The sequence below is a fragment of the Microbacterium proteolyticum genome, assembly GCF_030818075.1.
In the GTDB taxonomy this organism is placed as follows: Bacteria; Actinomycetota; Actinomycetes; order Actinomycetales; family Microbacteriaceae; genus Microbacterium; species Microbacterium proteolyticum_A.
This window is the reverse complement of sequence record NZ_JAUSZZ010000001.1, coordinates 1,980,522-1,997,747: the sequence shown is the minus strand read 5'-3', so window position 1 is coordinate 1,997,747 and position 17,226 is coordinate 1,980,522. Positions and strand designations below refer to the sequence as shown.

13 protein-coding genes and 1 tRNA gene are annotated in these 17,226 nt (G+C 70.8%); 8 read left to right on the top strand and 6 right to left on the bottom strand.

Going from position 1 to position 17,226, the window contains the following annotated elements:
• Positions 1 to 195: 195 nt before the first annotated feature.
• Together QE392_RS09275 and QE392_RS09270 are read left to right on the top strand one after the other, a co-directional pair.
• On the top strand, positions 196 to 1,635 hold the full coding sequence (locus tag QE392_RS09275) for an HNH endonuclease signature motif containing protein (RefSeq protein ID WP_307450918.1): 1,440 nt from the start codon (positions 196 to 198) through the stop codon (positions 1,633 to 1,635).
• A gap of 196 nt (positions 1,636 to 1,831) precedes the next feature.
• A complete protein-coding gene (locus QE392_RS09270; protein WP_307450916.1) occupies positions 1,832 to 2,332 on the top strand; it encodes a hypothetical protein in 501 nt (166 codons plus the stop codon).
• Positions 2,333 to 2,353: 21 nt separating this feature from the next.
• On the opposite strand, the gene QE392_RS09265 is transcribed toward QE392_RS09270, so the two are convergent.
• Together QE392_RS09265 and QE392_RS09260 are read right to left on the bottom strand one after the other, a co-directional pair.
• Positions 2,354 to 3,646, bottom strand: a complete 1,293-nt coding sequence (locus QE392_RS09265) for a M1 family metallopeptidase (protein WP_307450915.1) — start codon at positions 3,644 to 3,646, stop codon at positions 2,354 to 2,356.
• Positions 3,643 to 7,581 (bottom strand): Pls/PosA family non-ribosomal peptide synthetase, encoded by a 3,939-nt coding sequence (locus QE392_RS09260; RefSeq protein WP_307450913.1) that lies wholly within the window; start codon positions 7,579 to 7,581, stop codon positions 3,643 to 3,645. Before QE392_RS09260 ends, QE392_RS09265 begins: the two co-directional genes overlap by 4 nt.
• A 159-nt stretch (positions 7,582 to 7,740) precedes the next feature.
• Between QE392_RS09260 and pstS the strand changes: the two genes are divergently transcribed.
• The 4 genes from pstS (at position 7,741) to pstB (ending at position 11,785) form a co-directional block, all read left to right on the top strand.
• On the top strand, positions 7,741 to 8,850 hold the full coding sequence (gene pstS, locus QE392_RS09255; protein ID WP_307450911.1) for a phosphate ABC transporter substrate-binding protein PstS: 1,110 nt from the start codon (positions 7,741 to 7,743) through the stop codon (positions 8,848 to 8,850).
• A gap of 80 nt (positions 8,851 to 8,930) precedes the next feature.
• Entirely contained in the window at positions 8,931 to 9,884 is a 954-nt protein-coding gene (gene pstC / locus QE392_RS09250) for a phosphate ABC transporter permease subunit PstC (RefSeq protein WP_307328621.1), read from the top strand.
• Between the two features lie 2 nt (positions 9,885 to 9,886).
• On the top strand, positions 9,887 to 10,987 hold the full coding sequence (pstA, locus tag QE392_RS09245; protein ID WP_307450909.1) for a phosphate ABC transporter permease PstA: 1,101 nt from the start codon (positions 9,887 to 9,889) through the stop codon (positions 10,985 to 10,987).
• Between the two features lie 18 nt (positions 10,988 to 11,005).
• Positions 11,006 to 11,785, top strand: coding sequence for a phosphate ABC transporter ATP-binding protein PstB (gene pstB / locus QE392_RS09240; RefSeq protein ID WP_307328618.1), 780 nt, complete (start codon positions 11,006 to 11,008; stop codon positions 11,783 to 11,785).
• 194 nt (positions 11,786 to 11,979) lie between these two features.
• On the opposite strand, the gene QE392_RS09235 is transcribed toward pstB, so the two are convergent.
• The 4 genes from QE392_RS09235 to sigK form a co-directional block, all read right to left on the bottom strand.
• A complete protein-coding gene (locus QE392_RS09235) occupies positions 11,980 to 12,864 on the bottom strand; it encodes an aminodeoxychorismate lyase (RefSeq protein ID WP_307450908.1) in 885 nt (294 codons plus the stop codon).
• 254 nt (positions 12,865 to 13,118) lie between these two features.
• A complete protein-coding gene (locus QE392_RS09230) occupies positions 13,119 to 13,757 on the bottom strand; it encodes a DNA-directed RNA polymerase subunit beta (protein WP_307450907.1) in 639 nt (212 codons plus the stop codon).
• Positions 13,758 to 13,809: 52 nt separating this feature from the next.
• Positions 13,810 to 14,613, bottom strand: coding sequence for an anti-sigma factor (locus tag QE392_RS09225; RefSeq protein ID WP_307450906.1), 804 nt, complete (start codon positions 14,611 to 14,613; stop codon positions 13,810 to 13,812).
• Positions 14,610 to 15,212 (bottom strand): ECF RNA polymerase sigma factor SigK, encoded by a 603-nt coding sequence (gene sigK, locus QE392_RS09220; protein ID WP_307454080.1) that lies wholly within the window; start codon positions 15,210 to 15,212, stop codon positions 14,610 to 14,612. The genes QE392_RS09225 and sigK overlap by 4 nt, the downstream gene beginning before the upstream one ends.
• A gap of 304 nt (positions 15,213 to 15,516) precedes the next feature.
• On the opposite strand from sigK, the gene QE392_RS09215 reads away from it, so the two are divergent.
• Entirely contained in the window at positions 15,517 to 16,188 is a 672-nt protein-coding gene (locus QE392_RS09215) for a fasciclin domain-containing protein (RefSeq protein ID WP_307450904.1), read from the top strand.
• Positions 16,189 to 16,852: 664 nt separating this feature from the next.
• Positions 16,853 to 16,928, top strand: a tRNA-Lys gene (locus QE392_RS09210).
• Positions 16,929 to 17,226: the final 298 nt, after the last annotated feature.

Here is a 17,226-nt window from a genome sequence, read left to right as displayed (position 1 = left end):
CCCTTTCTCACCTCGGCGCCTGTGGCTGGGCCTGTCGAGCCACCGCCGCCCTTTACGTGGGAAAGCAGCCCACTGGATGGCACCGTTCTACCCGCGGTTGGCGCCCCTCCTCCACATCCCGCCGGTTCGCTCGTTCCTCCCCAGAAAGGCCCTCTGACCGGGGGCGATGTCGCAGGTCACAGCTAGCATGCACACATGCACAAACGCGTCGTCCCGACAGCCACGAAAGGCGGGCCCGCGGCCCTGTCCGCGGTGCTCGACGACGTCCTCGCAACCGGCGCCGCCCTCGCCGCCGCCGAGGCCGCCCACACCCGCGCCCTCGCTGCGGCCGGGCACCTCGCCCTCGACGTGATGGCCGACCAGCGCGCCACCGCCCGCGCCGCCGAACTCGCCCTCCGCGAAGTCGCCTCCGAGATCGCCGCCGCCGAAAACCTCTCCGACCGCACCGTGCAGACCCAGATCGGGCGGGCGATGACCCTCGTCGACGACTATTCGCACACCCTCACCGCGTGGGAAGCCGGGGCCCTCACCCGCGCCCACGTGCACGCCATCGCCGACATCGGCTCCCCCCTCCCCACCGACGCGCGGGCGGAGTTCGACCTGCTCGCCGTGGCCACCGCCGACCGGCTCAGCCCCGGCCGCCTGCGCGCACGCCTGACCGTCCTCGCCGAACGCCTGCACCCCACCACCATCACCGAACGCCACCAGCGCGGCCGCGACACCCGCTGCGTCCGCATCGTCACCGGCCACGACGGCATGTCCGACCTCATCGCCACCCTCCCCACCGTCCTGGCCGTCGGCATCTACGACCGCCTCACCCAACAAGCACGCGCCATCATCGACACCCGCACCGGCATCGCGGCAGCTGCCACCGACGCACCCGACGCCGGCGCGGACTCAGCGGACCCCACCGCCAGCACCGACACAGTCCGACGAAACACACAGTCCACCACCACCGCCGCGACCCTCACCGACGAGCGCACCACCGCTCACCTCCGCGCCGACATCCTCGCCGACCTGCTGCTCACCGCCGCACCCGACGCCGACCCCACCCGCACCGACGACGGCCCCGGCACCCTCGGAACCATCCGCGCCCGCATCCAAGTCATCGTCCCCGCCCTCACCCTGCTCACCCCCGGCAACGAGAACCTCGACCCGGCCGAGCTCGTCGGGCACGGCCCCCTCGACGCCACCACCGCCCGCACCCTCACCGAAACGACCACCCTGCCCTGGGACCGCGTCATCACCCACCCCATCACCGGCGCCGTCCTGCACACCGACACCTACCACCGCACCACCGCCATCGACCGCCACCTCCGCGCCCGCGACCGCACCTGCCGTTTCCCCGGCTGCACCACCCCCGCCACCCGATGCGAAGTCGACCACACCCACGACCACGCCCTCGGCGGCCCCACCACCATCACCAACCTCGCCCACCTCTGCCAACGCCACCACACCCAGAAACACCTCACCCGCTGGCAGGTGAAGCAACTCCCCGGCGGAGTCCTCGAATGGACCAGCCCCACCGGCCGCACCTACACCGACGAACCCCTCCCCTACTCCCCCACCGCCCGCTTCCTCCCCGACGACCCACCCCCACCCGACCCCGAAGAAGGACCACCCCCACCGTTCTGACACCGCCCGGACCCTGCGTTCCGAGGCCGCGCTCGCGCGCGCACCGAACCCACGCGCCAGTCGCGCCGGCACTCAGCGCACCGACCTCGACACTGCGCGGTGCGCCCGCGAACGCGCGGGGGTCGGGTACTGACGGGACTTGCCCTCAGCCCGGCTCGCACAAGCGACGCCGGGAGCCCAGGAGTCCGGGCGAGGCATGCATCGTCATCGCACCGATCTCGCGGTTCGCACGGAGACCCCGACGTCGTTGCTCTTCGCCCCCGCTCGGGGTCGCGTCGACGTCACGCTCTCGGCCACCCGCGACAGCGGCTGCATGGTCGCGGCGTGGCTGGTCGGCACCGAGCACCTGTCGCCGGAGGACTCGGGCGAGATCTGCCTGTTCGAGATCGACGCGGATGCCGTGACCGCCACCGCCGCCCGTGCGCGCAGCGGCATCAAGGCCCACCACGACCCGCGCCTGGCCACCGACATGACCGAGGTCGCGCTCCCCTTCGACGCCGGTCGGCCGCACACGTGGACAGTCGTGTGGGGTGCCGGTGAAACGATCATCGGATGCGAGGGAGTCGTTCTGAGACGCCTCGAGCAGGCACCCGACTACCCCCTCGCACTCATGATCGACATCTTCGAAGTGGACGCCCCCGGCGGGTCCTATCCGAAGTCGTTCGTCGTCCACCGGGTGCGCGGCTGGAGCGAGTGACCCGACGCGACCGACTGACGCTCAGGGCCGCGCGGGCAGCGCCAGGTCGTCGATCCACCGCGACAGCACCGCCACGGCATCCGCTCCCCCCACGCGCTCGACGGCGGCGCGGAAATCGTCCGTCGTCACCAGAGCGTGCCGGTGCTGCGACGTCCAGCCGCGTACGAGGTCGAAGAACGCCGTGTCGCCCAGCGTCCGGCGCAGGGCGTGGAGAGCAAGCGCCCCGCGCTTGTAGACCCGGTCGTCGAACATGTCGTCGGGCCCCGGGTCGGACAGCAGCAGGCCCCGAGGCTTGGTGGCGAGGCGGGCGTAATGGTCCGCGATGCACGTGGCCACCGAAGGACCGCCCGAGGCGTCCGACCACAGCCACTCGGCATAACAGGCGAACCCTTCGTTGAGCCAGATGTCGCGCCATCGCGCGATGCCGACGCTGTTGCCGAACCACTGGTGGGCGAGTTCGTGCGCCACCAGCCGCTGCGCGGCCGGCACCAGGTGGTTCATGCCGAACACGGCGAGGCCCTGCGCTTCGAGCGGGATCTCGAGCTCGTCGGCCGTCACCACGAGCGTGCACGTCTCCTGCGGGTAGGGCCCGAAGAGCCGCCCGAACACCCGCAGCATGTCGGGCACCGCCGCGAACGCGCGGTCCACGGCCGCATCCAATGCCGGCGGCGCGGTGACGCTGACCGCGGGCACGGCATCCCCTCCCCCACCGGCCAGCGTGCGCGTCCGGTAGCGACCGACGTGGACAGCCGCGAGGTACGTCGCCGTCGGAACGTCGGACGTGAACGTCGTGGTCACCCGACCACCCCGCCGCGTCGAGGGACCGGCGACACCGGTCGCCGCCACGGCGTACCCCTCGTCGACGGTGATCTCCATGCGCATCCGCGCGCGATCGTCGGGGCGGTCGTTGCATGGGAACCAGGTGGGAGCGCCGATGGGCTGCCCCGCGACGAGGGCGCCGTCGGTCAGTTCCTCCCATCCGACCGCACCCCAGCGCGAACGGCGCGGGGACGGCGCGCCCGCATAGACCACCTCGACGTCGAACACGGCATCCGCGACGACCGGCCGCGGAAGCGTCACCCGCAGCACGCGCGGACCGGCGGAGAACCGCGCCGTGGCGCCACCGACGCGCACGCGCGAGGTCCGCAACCCCACCAGGTCGAGCGCGATCGAGCTCAGCGGCTCGCGGGCCACCGCCACGATGCGCGCCACACCCTCGAGGCGGTTCGTGCGGACGCGATAGCCCAGCGTGAGGTCGTATGACCGCACGGCGTACGAGGTGTCACCGCTCTGCGGGGCGTACGGGTCGCTCACGTCGTCGACTGGTAGGAGCGCACCTTCACCGCACGCCACGGGCCGATGGGGTTGCCGCTCCAGCGCGAGCCGACCGGCACCGTCTCACCGCGCATGACAAGGGACGCCGGTCCCACGGTGGCGTGCGCCCCCAGGGTGGACGCGGGCAGCACGACGCTGTGGGGACCGAGGGTCGACCCGGGCTCCAACTCGACGGTATCCATGCTCATGATTCGATCATGGAACAGGTGCGTCTGAACGACGCACCCGCGATTGACCGTCGACGCGTCCCCCAGCGTCACCAGGTCGGGCTCAGGCAACCAGTAGCTGTCGCACCACACTCCCCGCCCGATCTTCGCGCCGAGGGTTCGCAGCCACACGGCGAGCGCGGGCGTGCCGGCGGCGGCGCGGGCGAACCAGGGCGCGGCGACCATCTCGGTGAACGTGTCGGACACCTCGGTGCGCCACACGAAGCTCGACCACAGCGGCTGTTCACCCGCCCGGATGACGCCGACGATCACCCACTTCGCCGCGGTCGACACGCCGGCCGCGACCGCCCCGGCCGCCAGCAGCACGACACCCGACAGCAGCAGCGTCCAGATGGGCCCGGTGGCCTCCCACAGCGCCGCGAGCGTGAACAGCACGGCCAAGCCGATACCGCAGGTGACGACGACGGGAACGAAACGGCACAGCTCCCACACCGTCCGGGCGAGACGGAGCGCCGGCCCGGGGTTGTACGTGCGCGACTCATCGCCCTCGGCCGACAGCCGCCGCAGCCGCACTGCAGGCGACCCCAGCCACGACGAGCCTGCTTTGGCCTTCGGCGGCGCCGCCGACAGCACGGCGACGAGCCCGTCGCGCGGCACGCGGTGCCCGGGAGCGGCCATACCGGAGTTGCCGAGGAACGCGCGCTTGCCGATGCGCACCGGACCGAGCCGCAGCCATCCCGCCCGCAATTCGTAGGAAGCCACCAGCGTGTCGTCGGCGAGGAACGCGCCGTCCTCGATCCGCGCCATCGAGGGGATGAGCAGGACCGTGGATGCCTCGACGTCGCGGCCGACGCGGGCGCCGAGCATCCGCAGCCAGACCGGGGTGAACAGCGACGAGTACAGCGGGAAGAGGATCGTGCGCGCGGCATCCAGAAGGCGTTCGATGCTCCACGCCTGCCACGCGACGCGGCTGCGTACCGGATGCGTGCCCTCGACGAGTCCGATCGACAGCAGGCGCACGAGGACGACGACGGATGCCGCGAACACCAGGCCCGTAACGGCGACGGCGGGCACGAGCCAGGCGAAAGCCTGAGCGGCCGCCCGAGCCAGGTCCCCCGCCCCGCGCATCCCCTGCGCGATGACCAGACCACCCACGGTGAACGCCGCCAGCGGAAGGAGGGCGAGCACGACCGCGGATGCGGCGTAGGCCCAGAGCCAGCGCGTCGGCGCCGGCGGGCGTTCGGTCGGCCATCCCTTCGCGGTGCCGCCGACGCGCACGGCGGGCGAGCCCGCCCACGACTGGTCGGCCTTGACGCGTCCGAACACCGCGGATCCCGGGGCGATCTCCGCCCGGCGCCCGATCCGCGTGCCGGGAGCCAGGGTGGAGCGCGCCCCCACCGTGGCATCCGCGCCGATGCGCACCTCGCCGATGCGCACGAGGTCGCCGTCGATCCAATACCCGGTCAGGTCGACTTCGGGCTCGATCGAGGCGCCGTCCCCCACCTCGAGCATGCCTGTGACGGGCGGCAGCGTGTGCAGATCGACGTTGCGCCCGATCCGCGCGCCCAACGCCCGCGCGTAGTACGACACCCAGGGCGCTCCGGCCAGGCCGACGGCATCCACCTGATCCGCGATCTGTTCGGCCAGCCACAGCCGGATGTGCACCCAGCCGCCGCGGGGATAGTCACCGGGCTGCAGTCCCGCCAGCAGTATCCGGGCGGATGCCACGGCGATCGCCATGCGCCCGAACGGTGTGGCGAAGACGAGCAGGCCCACCGCGAGCACCGGCCACGGCACGCTCGGCAGCATCTCGAAGCCGGGTAGGAGCTGCAGGATCGCCGACGCCGTCAGCAGGTACAGCAGCCAGCGCACACCCGACAGGATGAACAGCGGCGCACCGAGGAGGGTCTGCGCCCACTGGGTCCTGCGGGGCGTCGGCGCGGCGCGATGGAACTCGAGAGGCGTCTCGTCGGCCAGCTGAGGGCCGAGCGCCTTGGCCATCGCCCCCAGGCGCGGAACGTCGTAGATGTCGGCGACGGAGAACTCCGGCACCCGCGCGCGGATGCGCGAGACGAGCTGCGCGGCGGCGAGCGAGCCACCGCCCAGATCGAAGAAGTCGGCCTTGCGCTCGGTGACGGCCAGCCCGAGGACGGCCTGCCACTGCTCGGCGAGCCACGCCTCATCGTCGGAGAAGTCGGTGGCGGCGGGCGCGTCGACCCCGGGGAGCGGCCACGGGAGGGCAGCCCGGTCGACCTTGCCCGACGTGCGCACGGGCAGGGCGTCGACGACGCCGAGCAGGGGGATGGTGGCGGCCGGAAGGCGCTCGGCGAGCGCGGAGCGCGCAGCTCCGCGATCGAGCTCGACGCCCTCGTCCAGGACGAGGTAGCCCACGAGCACCGGGACGCCGGCCTCCGTCGTGCGCACAGCCACCGTCGCGGCGCTGACGCCCGCCAGATCCTGCAGCGCCGACTCGACCTCGCCCAGCTCGATGCGCCGGCCGCCCACCTTGACCTGATCGTCGGCGCGGCCCTGGAACACCAGCCCCTCGGATTCGAAGCGCACGAGATCGCCGGAGCGGTAGGCGCGCTCCCACCCGAGGGTGGGCATGGGCGCGTACTTCTCGGCATCCTTGGCCGGATCGAGGTAGCGGGCCAGGCCGACACCGCCGATGATGAGCTCGCCGACCTGTCCCTCCAGCACGGGGAGCCCCTCGGCATCCACCACCGCCAGGGCCCACCCGTCGAGGGGCAGACCGATGCGCACGGGCAGGGAACCGTCGAGCGGGGCGGCGCAGGCGACCACCGTGGCCTCGGTGGGCCCGTAGGTGTTCCACACCTCGCGGCCGTCGGCGACGAGCCGGGCGGCGAGCTCCGGCGGGCACGCCTCGCCGCCGAAGATGAGCAGACGCACGTTCTCGATCGAGTCGGCCGGCCACATCGCGGCGAGGGTGGGAACGGTGGAGACCACCGTGATCCCCTGACGAAGCAGCCACGGCGCAAGGTCTTCGCCCGAGCGGACGAGGGAGCGCGGCGCCGGCACGAGGCAGGCCCCGTGTCCCCAGGCCAGCCACATCTCCTCGCACGAGGCGTCGAACGCGACCGAGAGCCCCGCGAGCACACGGTCCCCGGGGCCCAGCGGCTCCTCCCGGAGGAAGATGCGCGCCTCGGCCTCGACGAACGCCGCGGCCGAGCGATGCGAGACCGCGACGCCCTTCGGCACGCCGGTGGAACCGGAGGTGAAGATGATCCAGGCGTCGTCGTCGACGGTGGGGGGCGCGACGACGGGGACGGCGTTGGTGCTCGGGTGGGGCGCCGCACCGTCGTAGAGGCGCACGAGATCGTCGTCGTCCGCGACGAACTCGCCGTCGCCGCCGATGATCCCGCGCACCGCCGCTTCGCCGAACACGAGCCGCGCCCGTTCGTCGGGGTCGTCGGCATCCACCGGCACGTAGGCGGCCCCGGCGGCCATCACGGCGAGGATCGACACGTACAGCTCCTTCGACCCCGACGGCATGCGCACCCCGACCCGGTCGCCGCGGCGGACGCCCGCCTCGTGCAACGCCGCGGCGGTGCGCCAGACCCGCGCGAGCAGCTCGCGGTAGCTGAGAGCGCCCGACCCGTCGTCGATGGCGGAGGCCTCGGGATGCCGTGCGGCGACCTCGGCGAGGATGTCGATGAGGGTGCGCGCGGGCGCGGCGGCATCCCGTCGATCGAGGGGAGCCTGAGGGGCGGAGGCGGGGGTCGTCACGGGGGTGAACAGTACAACCCCCAGGAGAACGCGTCGGAACGGCCACCCCGGTTCACCTCCCGTTCACCCGAGGGGCGCAGTCTCTTAAGGGTCGAAGGTTACCTTTCCCGACGAACCCTGCACCGGGTTCGTGTTCCCGACACCCGAAGGATTCACACAGTGAAGATCTCCCGATTCGCCCAGCTGGGCGCCGTGGCCGCAGTGGCCTCCCTCGCCCTCGCCGGCTGCGCCTCGAACGAGGGCGGCGCCTCCAGCGGCGGTTCGTCCGAGGCTCCCGCGGGCGCCTCCTCCCTCACCGGCACCCTGGTCGGCGGCGGCGCTTCGTCGCAGGAAGTGGCCGTCCAGGCGTGGACCCAGGGTCTGCAGACCGCCAACCCCGACCTCACCATCGACTACGACCCCTCCGGTTCGGGCACCGGCCGCGAGTCGTTCCAGGCCGGCGCCGTGCAGTTCGCCGGCTCCGACCGCGCCTTCAAGGTCGACGAGATCACCGCCGGCCCCTTCGACGGCTGCGCCGACGGTAGCGACCTCGTCGAGCTGCCCACCTACATCTCGCCCATCGCCGTGGTGTTCAACCTCGAGGGCATCGACTCGCTGAACCTCGACGCGACCACCCTCGCCAAGATCTTCGCGGGCCAGATCACCACCTGGAACGACCCGGCGATCGCCGCACTCAACTCCGGCGTCTCGCTCCCCGCGACCGCGATCACCCCGGTCCACCGCTCCGACAAGTCGGGCACCACGGGCAACTTCACCGACTACCTCGGCAAGACGGCGCCCGACGTGTGGACCGCCGGCTCGGTCGAGGAGTGGCCGGCGCTCGGCGGCGAGGCCGCTCAGGGCACCTCGGGGGTCATCTCGGCCGTCGAGGGTGGCCAGGGCACCATCGGCTACGCCGACGCCTCGCGCGCCGGCAACCTCGGCACCGTCGCCATCCAGGTCGGCAGCGACTTCGTGTCGTACTCGCCGGAGGCCGCCGCCGCCATCGTCGACGCGTCGCCGGAGGAGGAAGGCCGTGCCGCGACCGACATCGCGATCAAGCTCGACCGCACCTCCACCGAGGCCGGCGTGTACCCCATCGTCCTCGTCAGCTACCTCATCGGGTGCGCCGAGTACAAGGACGCCGCCACCGCCGAGCTGGTGAAGGGCTTCTTCACCTACGCCGCCAGCGAGGAGGGCCAGGACGCCGCCGCGTCGGCCGCCGGCTCCGCCCCGATCTCGGACACGCTGCGCGAGCAGGTCACGACCGCCATCGAGGCCATCAAGTAATCCGCTGAGGTGCCCGGTCCCGCGTTCACGTGGGGTCGGGCACCTCGTGCGGTCCCCGCCCATCGCACAGAATCGACGAAATGACCACCACACCCGAGGTCACCTCGACTGGAGCGCCGACCGCGAAGACCCGCCCGGGCGATCGCTGGTTCTCCGGTACCGCACTCTTCGCCGGCTCAATGATCCTCGTGACCCTCGCCGCGGTCGCCGTCTTCCTGATCATCCAGTCGCTCCCCGCGTTCGTCGCCACCGGCGAAGACGCCTCGATTCTCGGCGACAGCTTCTGGTCCTACGTGGGGCCCCTCGTCTTCGGGACCGTCTGGGCGGCCGCGCTCGCCCTCCTCATGGCGGTCCCGCTGTCGATCGGCGTCGCCCTCTTCATCTCCCACTACGCTCCTCGCCGCCTCGCGCAGGCCCTCGGCTACGTCGTCGACCTGCTCGCAGCCGTGCCCTCGGTCGTCTTCGGCCTCTGGGGTATCGGGGTACTGGCTCCGGCCGTCCAGCCCGTCTACTCGTGGTTCGTCGACAACGCCGGCTGGTTCCCGCTCTTCTCCGGTCCCGTCTCTAGCACCGGCCGCACCATCTTCACCGCGTCGATCGTGCTCGCCGTCATGGTGACCCCGATCATCACCGCGATCTGCCGCGAGATCTTCCTCCAGACGCCCACCCTGCACGAGGAGGCCGCGCTCGCTCTCGGCTCCACGCGCTGGGAGATGATCTGCATGGCGGTCTTCCCGTTCGCCCGCAGCGGCATCGTCTCGGCCGCCATGCTCGGTCTCGGTCGCGCCCTCGGCGAGACCATGGCCGTCGCGATGGTCCTCTCGGTCTCGGGCGGGGTGACGTTCGCCTTGTTCACCGCGGGCAACCCCTCCACGATCGCCGCGAACATCGCCCTCACGTTCCCCGAGGCCTATGGCACGAACGTCAACGTTCTCATCGCCACCGGACTCATCCTCTTCATCGTCACCTTCGCCGTGAACGCGCTCGCCCGTTACATCGTGAGCCGTCGCAAAGAGTTCTCGGGGGCCAACTGACCATGACCGCGACCATCTCTCCCCCGCGCCCGACCACGCCGCCCGCGCGTTCGGCGAGCCTGACCACGGGGCGCCTTCCGAAGTGGGCCCCCTGGGCGCTGCTGGCGGGTTCGATCGCCATCGTCGGCGTGATCTTCGCCGTTCTGGCCGCCGCCTCCGGCGCCGGGCTCAACGTCCCCGGCTGGCTGATCCTGTCGGCCCTCGTCTACCTCGTGCTCATCACCGTCATCTCGACCATCGTCGAGGGACGCCGCAAGGCCGTCGACCGGCTCGTGACGGGCGTCGTCACACTCGCGTTCCTCATCGCGATGGTCCCCCTGGTGTCGGTCGCCTTCACGGTGGTCACCCTGGGCGCGCCGAGCTGGAGCGGCGAGTTCTTCAGCTCCTCGATGCGCAACGTCGTCGGTGAAGGCGGCGGCGCGCTGCACGCCATCGTCGGCACCGTCCTGATCACGCTCGCCGCGGCCGTCATCTCCATCCCGATCGGCATCTTCACCGCGATCTACCTGATCGAGTACGGGCAGAACAACCGTCTCGCCCGCGGCATCACCTTCCTCGTCGACGTGATGACCGGCATCCCCTCGATCGTGGCGGGCCTGTTCGCGTACGCCCTGTTCGCGCTCTTCCTCGGCCCCGGCATCCGCCTGGGCATCATGGGATCGATCGCGCTGGCGGTGCTGATGATCCCCGTGGTGGTCCGCTCCACCGAGGAGATGCTCCGCCTCGTCCCGAACGAGCTGCGCGAGGCGTCGTACGCCCTCGGCGTGCCGAAGTGGCTGACCATCGCCAAGGTGGTCCTTCCCACCGCCATCGCGGGTATCACCACCGGCGTGATGCTCTCGATCTCGCGCGTCATCGGCGAGACGGCGCCGCTGCTCATCACCGCCGGATTCACGGCATCCATGAACTACGACCTGTTCGACGGGCGCATGCAGACCCTGCCGGTGTTCACCTACACGCAGTACATGAACCAGGGCATCCCGGCCGAGGCCTTCATCGGCCGCGCCTGGGCGTCGGCACTGACGCTCATCGTGATCGTCATGCTGCTGAACCTCGTGGCGCGCTCCATCGCCAAGTTCTTCGCCCCCAAGACCGGTCGCTGACCCGAAAGAAAGAATCCCGTGTCAAAGAGCATCGAAGTCAACGACCTCAACGTCTACTACGGCGACTTCCTCGCCGTCGAGGGCGTCTCCCTCGAGATCGAGCCGCGCAGCGTCACCGCGTTCATCGGCCCCTCGGGCTGCGGCAAGTCCACGTTCCTGCGCACGCTGAACCGCATGCACGAGGTCATCCCCAAGGCCCGCGTCGAGGGTCGCGTGCTGCTGGACGGCGACGATCTCTACGGCCCGGGTGTCGACCCCGTGCTCGTGCGTCGTCAGGTGGGCATGGTGTTCCAGCGCCCCAACCCGTTCCCGACCATGTCGATCCGCGAGAACGTGCTGGCGGGCGTGAAGCTGAACAACCGCCGAATCACCAAGTCCGACTCCGACGACCTGGTGGAGAAGTCGCTGAAGGGCGCCAACCTCTGGAACGAGGTCAAGGACCGACTCGACAAGCCCGGCTCGGGACTGTCGGGTGGTCAGCAGCAGCGTCTGTGCATCGCGCGCGCGATCGCGGTCTCTCCCGACGTCATCCTGATGGACGAGCCGTGCTCGGCTCTCGACCCCATCTCGACGTACGCGATCGAGGAGCTCATCGACGAACTGAAGAGCGACTACACGGTCGTCATCGTCACGCACAACATGCAGCAGGCGTCGCGCGTGAGCGACAAGACGGCGTTCTTCAACATCGCCGGCACCGGCAAGCCCGGCAAGCTCATCGAGTACAACGACACCTCGACGATCTTCACCACGCCCTCCGTGCAGGCGACCGAGGACTACGTCTCGGGCCGCTTCGGATAAGCCGCGCGTCCGCGAGAGCCCCGCTTCGGCGGGGCTTTCGTGTATCCGGATGCCGCCGACGGCTGTTTCGGCGACGGCGGGGCCGCGCGAGGGCGTGACCGGGCTGGCGTGGCCGGGCGGGCGGGGCCGCGCGAGGGCGTGGCCGGGCTGCGGCGGGATCCCGCGCGGAGCGCCGCCCCGTCCGGGAGCGCCGTTCAGTCGCGCGGGCTCAGCAGGTACGCATTGAGCTCATCGGTGAACGCCCGATCGATCGCCATCGGCTGCCCGTCCACCGCTGCCACGGGTGCGGCCAGACGCACGCTCGACAGCAACCACGCGGCATCCGCCTCCGCGAGCTGCGCGGTGGTGACGGTGTCGTACGCCGTCGCGAAGCCACGCTGCTCCAGGTGCGCGAACAGGCTCAACTGGGTCGTGCCGTGCAGGATGCCGGCGCTCGGCGTCGGCGTGACGAACCGGTCCCCGAAGCGCAGGACGACGGATGCCGTCGGCGCCTCCAGCACGTACCCGTCACTCGAGACGAACACGGCGTCGTCGGCCCCGCGGCGCTGGGCCTCGCGGATGGCGGCCATGTTCGTCGCGTACGACAGCGTCTTCGCGCCCAGGAGCAGCCACGGCGCCCGGGCGGGCACATCGAGGGCGTACCCGCGGTCGAGCGTCGCGATGCGCACCCCCTCGGAGCGGGCGCGTGCGTTGTCGGGGGCGTCGGCGAGCGTGATCCACGCCGTCGGGGACGCGCCGCCGTCGACCCCGCGGCTGAGGACGAGCTTGATGACGCTCTCGCCCTCGCCCGCTTCGGCGGCCACCCGCTCGATGGCGGCGCGCCACTGGGCCAGGTGGGGAGTCGGGAGTTCGCAGAGCTGTGCCGAGTGGACGAGCCGTTCGAGGTGCGGGCCGACCTCCTGCGGATGCCCGCCCACCACGCCGAGCGACTCGAAGATGCCGTCGCCGCGTTGCGCGCTCAGTTCTCCGACCGGGAGCGCGGGGGCACCGGGATCGATGACCCGCAGGGTGTCGTCGAACGACTCCCTCCGATCATCGGATGCCACGGGGTCGATGCGGAGAGCGAAGCGCCAGGCCATACTGCGAGCCTACGCGGCGCATCCGACACGCCCGGGCCTTGTCAACGGGGCGTGCGGAGGGAATGTCTCCGGCGCCGCCTTGTTACACTTTTACAGCCGGGCCGCAGTAACCCCGGGCTCCATCTTCTGCCGCTATGAGCGGCCATGCGCCGAGAGGCGTTCTGCGGTCCGGCACTTTCTTTGTCCTCGACGGTCTGACGTCGTCGGGACGTCGGCCTTCTGAGCCGCCGGCTCTCGCCTTCGGCATCCCCCGCTCACGTCAGCGCATCACGGCGCCACAGAGCCGCGCACGCCGACAGATCGTCGGCGTACGTCGCCAGCCGCAGCGCGCGCGTCGTGAGGGCCGTGGCCCGCTCCGACTCGGTGTTCTCGTAGTCATCGGCCAGGTGGGTGGACCCGGCGGCCTGAACGCGGCAGAAAGCGGCGGCTCGGTCGAGGGCGACGGCGAAGTCGCCTTCGAACAGACCGCGCAGGATCGTGTCGATCAACTGCACGAGCTCCTCCGGCCCTGCCGGCGCGGGAGCGCCCGCCACCACGGCATCCACCGTCGTCATCTCGGCGCGTCCGCGCTCGTACAGCAGCGCCGCGGTCGCGGAATCGTCATGGATCATCAGCTGCAGCAGGTACAGCCGCCAGAGCGCACCCGGGAGGGAGCGCGCCGGCGAGCGCGACCACAACTCCGCGATGTCGTCGATGCCGTGATCGTCGGTGAAGGCGACGAGCCGCTCCACGACGTCGACCGACGGGTCGGCGCGCACCCGCGACAGCAGCGCGTGTGCGGTGCTGTGGGCGACGCGAGAGACCTCCGCCGGATCGTCGGCGGCGAAGAGACGATCGAAAAGCTCGGCGGGGCGCCGCACGGGCTTGTGGAACTCGCGGGGGGAATCGCTCATCGCTCCAGGCTAGGCCGTCGCCGCGCGCCCGGGGGCCGGCCCCTTCCGCGGGTCAGGCCGTGGCGACGGCGACGACCGGGGTCGTGCTCGGCGTGCCGTCGGGTGACCCGCCATCGGGTTCGACGGTCACCGCGATGACGTCGCCGATCCGCATCTCCCCTTGCAGCACCGCGGTGGCGTGGCCGTCGGCATCGGGCTCGAAGGTGCCCGCAGCGATCGGTGTCTCGCCGCGCACGAACCACAGCTCGTACGTCTTCCCCTCAGCCGGCGCGGGCATGTCGTCCGTCACGAGCACGCTCTGTCCCAACGACGGCGACCAGTGCGCCGTGGCGACCGTTCCGTCCGGCATGGTCGCCGAAGCGGACTGCGCGTCAGGGGCATCCTCGATCTGCTGGAGGGCAACCACCGCCGCGGGAGGGGCGAGGAGCTGGCTCACGGTGACGGCACCGAACCCCAGCACGAGCACGGCGGCGAACGAGGCTGCGAGCGCGAACCAGCGACGCGCGCCCCATCCGGATGCCGCGGACGCCGTCTCGGCGACCGCCTCGCGCTCGAAAGCCACCTCAGCGCGGTCGGCGGCGGCATAGTCCTCATCGTCGACCGCGGAGTCGAGCGGGGCGGACGACTGCTGCGGCAGGGCGGAGATGCGTGCGAAGACCGAGGCCCGGACCGAGGGCGGCGGCTCGACGGGCTCGACGGTGGAGCTCAGCGCGGTGACGGCGTCCGACGCCCCGCGTACGTGGCGGTCCCAGTGCGGATGACCCGCGAGAGCCTCCTGGTACGCGCGTTCATCCGCCTCGGTGAGCGCATTGAGCGCGTGCCCGACGGCGAGGTCGGCGAAATCCCTCTCGTTCACTTGTCCACCCCCATCTCCATCCTCAAACGCGACAGGCCATCGCGCATCCGTGTTTTGACCGTACCGAGCGGCGCCCCGACGAGGGTAGCGATCTCGCTCTGGCTGTACCCACCGAAGTAGGCCAGCGTGAGCGCTTCCTTCTGGGCATCGGGGAGCGTCGCCAGTGCATCGACGACGCGCCGCCCTTCCATCTTCAGTTCGACTCGCTCGGAGACATGGTCGTACGCGACGTCCATATCGCGGAAGCCCGCGCGCACATCACGATCAGCACTCGACTGCGACGACCGCACGCGGTCCACCGCTCGCCGGTGCGCGATCGTGAGCACCCACGACCTCCCCTGACCTCTGTTCGGAGTGAAACGCGCGGCGGATTGCCAGATTTCGAGGAAGACCTCCTGCAGCACCTCTTCGCTCTGCGATCGGTCGACGAGCACGCGCAGGATGAGACCGAACGCACGCGGCGCGAGAGAGTCGTACACCTCGGCGAAGGCCGAACGGTCACCCCCGGCGACGCGCTGCAACAGGATGCCGATGTGATCGATCTTCTCGAGCCCCTCATCGGGCATATCGAATCCGTCGATCACCATGGCATCCATCATTCCGTACAGCCCATGCGTTTCCTGTACGGGCGCGGGGAACGGACGGGACGGGCTCTGCGGATCCGCCCTGCGGGCAGACAGCGAGACGGGGATGAGAAAATATTCGGACGAATATTTAATAGGCTCCGACCGGGCCTTTTTCGGCACCCGAAGGGCGGCGGGGCACCTCGATCCGGGAGATTCTCCAATCCGTTCCCCGGGGGGTCTCGAAGACCCTGTGTAAGCCGCTCCACGGCTCACCGCCCCTCGCACCGGGGTGTCCTGACGGGTCGCAGAGGCGATCCGAACGATACGGAGGAATGTCATGCTCACCACCAAGAAGCCTGTCGTCGCCGGTCTCGCCCTCGTTCTGGGTTCGGCCTTCGCTCTCACCGCCTGTTCGGGCGGCACCACCTCGGGTGGCTCGACCACCGAAGAGAGCACCGCCCCCTCCATGGAGGCGTCGCCCTCGATGTCGGCCTCGTCGTCCGCGATGGACCCGGCCGCCAACCTCGTCGGCCCCGGCTGCGCGGACTACGCCGCCGCCGTTCCCTCGGGTGCGGGCTCGGTCGAGGGCATGGCCGCCGACCCGGTCGCCGTCGCCGCCTCGAACAACCCGCTGCTCACCACGCTCACCGCGGCCGTCAGCGGTCAGCTGAACCCCAACGTGAACCTGGTCGACACGCTGAACGGCGCCGAGTTCACCGTCTTCGCTCCCACCGACGACGCGTTCGCGAAGATCGACTCCGCCACCATCGAGACGCTCAAGACCGACACCGACCTGCTGACCAAGATCCTCACGTACCACGTGGTCCCCGGACAGATCGCGCCCGACGACATCGACGGCGCACAGACCACCGTCGAGGGCCAGGACGTCACGGTCGCCGGCTCGGGCGACTCGATCACGGTCAACGACGCCAACGTGATCTGCGGTGGCGTCCAGACCGCCAACGCCACGGTCTACCTCATCGACACGGTGCTGATGCCCCCGATGTAAGTCCTCGGAAGCGCGAGTCATCGCGTTTTCGATCGGTCGATGATCGACCGACCCTGACGGCGAGCGCCGGACCCCAGGCGAGGGGGTTCGGCGCTCGCTCTCGTTCGTGTGCGAGGTGCACCGGATGCCACCGGCGCGTCGTGGTCGTGGCAGCCCTTCTCACCGGCACCGCGACCGCCGGTCCGATCGGTGTCGTCTCCCCGGCGGCGCCCCCGGCGGCATCCCCCGTTCTTGGCTCCGCCGGGACGGGTGCGACCGTGCTGCTCGTCGCCGACGTCGCAGAGCGAGCGCTCGCGCCCTGCAGGCCCCCGCCGGTGGGCTCATCGGCGTCGGGGGCGCACCTGTTCCGGTCGTCGCGCGGAGGCGCCGGTGACGCGGGGCGGGCATCGCTCTTCCGGGCTGTCGCGCGGACGCGCCGTGACGCCGGGTGGGCATACCTGTTCCGGGCTGTCGCGCGGGCGCGCCGGTCACGCCGGTCACGCCGGTCACGCGGGGCGGGCATACCTGTTCCGGGCTGTCGCGCGGACGCGCCGTGACGCGCGGTGGGCGGAGCACGACCGATCCGGGTCGTGTCGTCCCCTCGGTGATGGCGGCATCCGGGCACGGCGGGATGCATGCCCGGTGAACACGAACGTCCCGCCGTGGCCGGTAGGGTGGATGCCGAGGGCCTCTAGCTCAGTCGGTAGAGCATCGGACTTTTAATCCGCGGGTCGTGGGTTCGAGCCCCACGGGGCCCACCACATCAGCGTTACTCGAAATATCGCCGAGAGCGATGTTCGCGAGAGTCGCTGCCTCCGTAGAAACATCCCCGCCCCTGTCCTCAGGGGCGGTTTTCGTTGGGTTGTCGAACAGCTCCCCTGCTGCCATGAGCATGTCGAACGGTTCGTTGAACTCAACCTCGGTCACCTCATCAACATGCACGTAGATGCGTGAAAAGACGGCCTGGTTCAGCATCCGGCGCTGTTCGTCGGTCGCGTTTGCGTACAACTCCCCCGGCCGCGCTAGAAGCGAGAGCGCCGCGTCGAGATAGTCGACGAC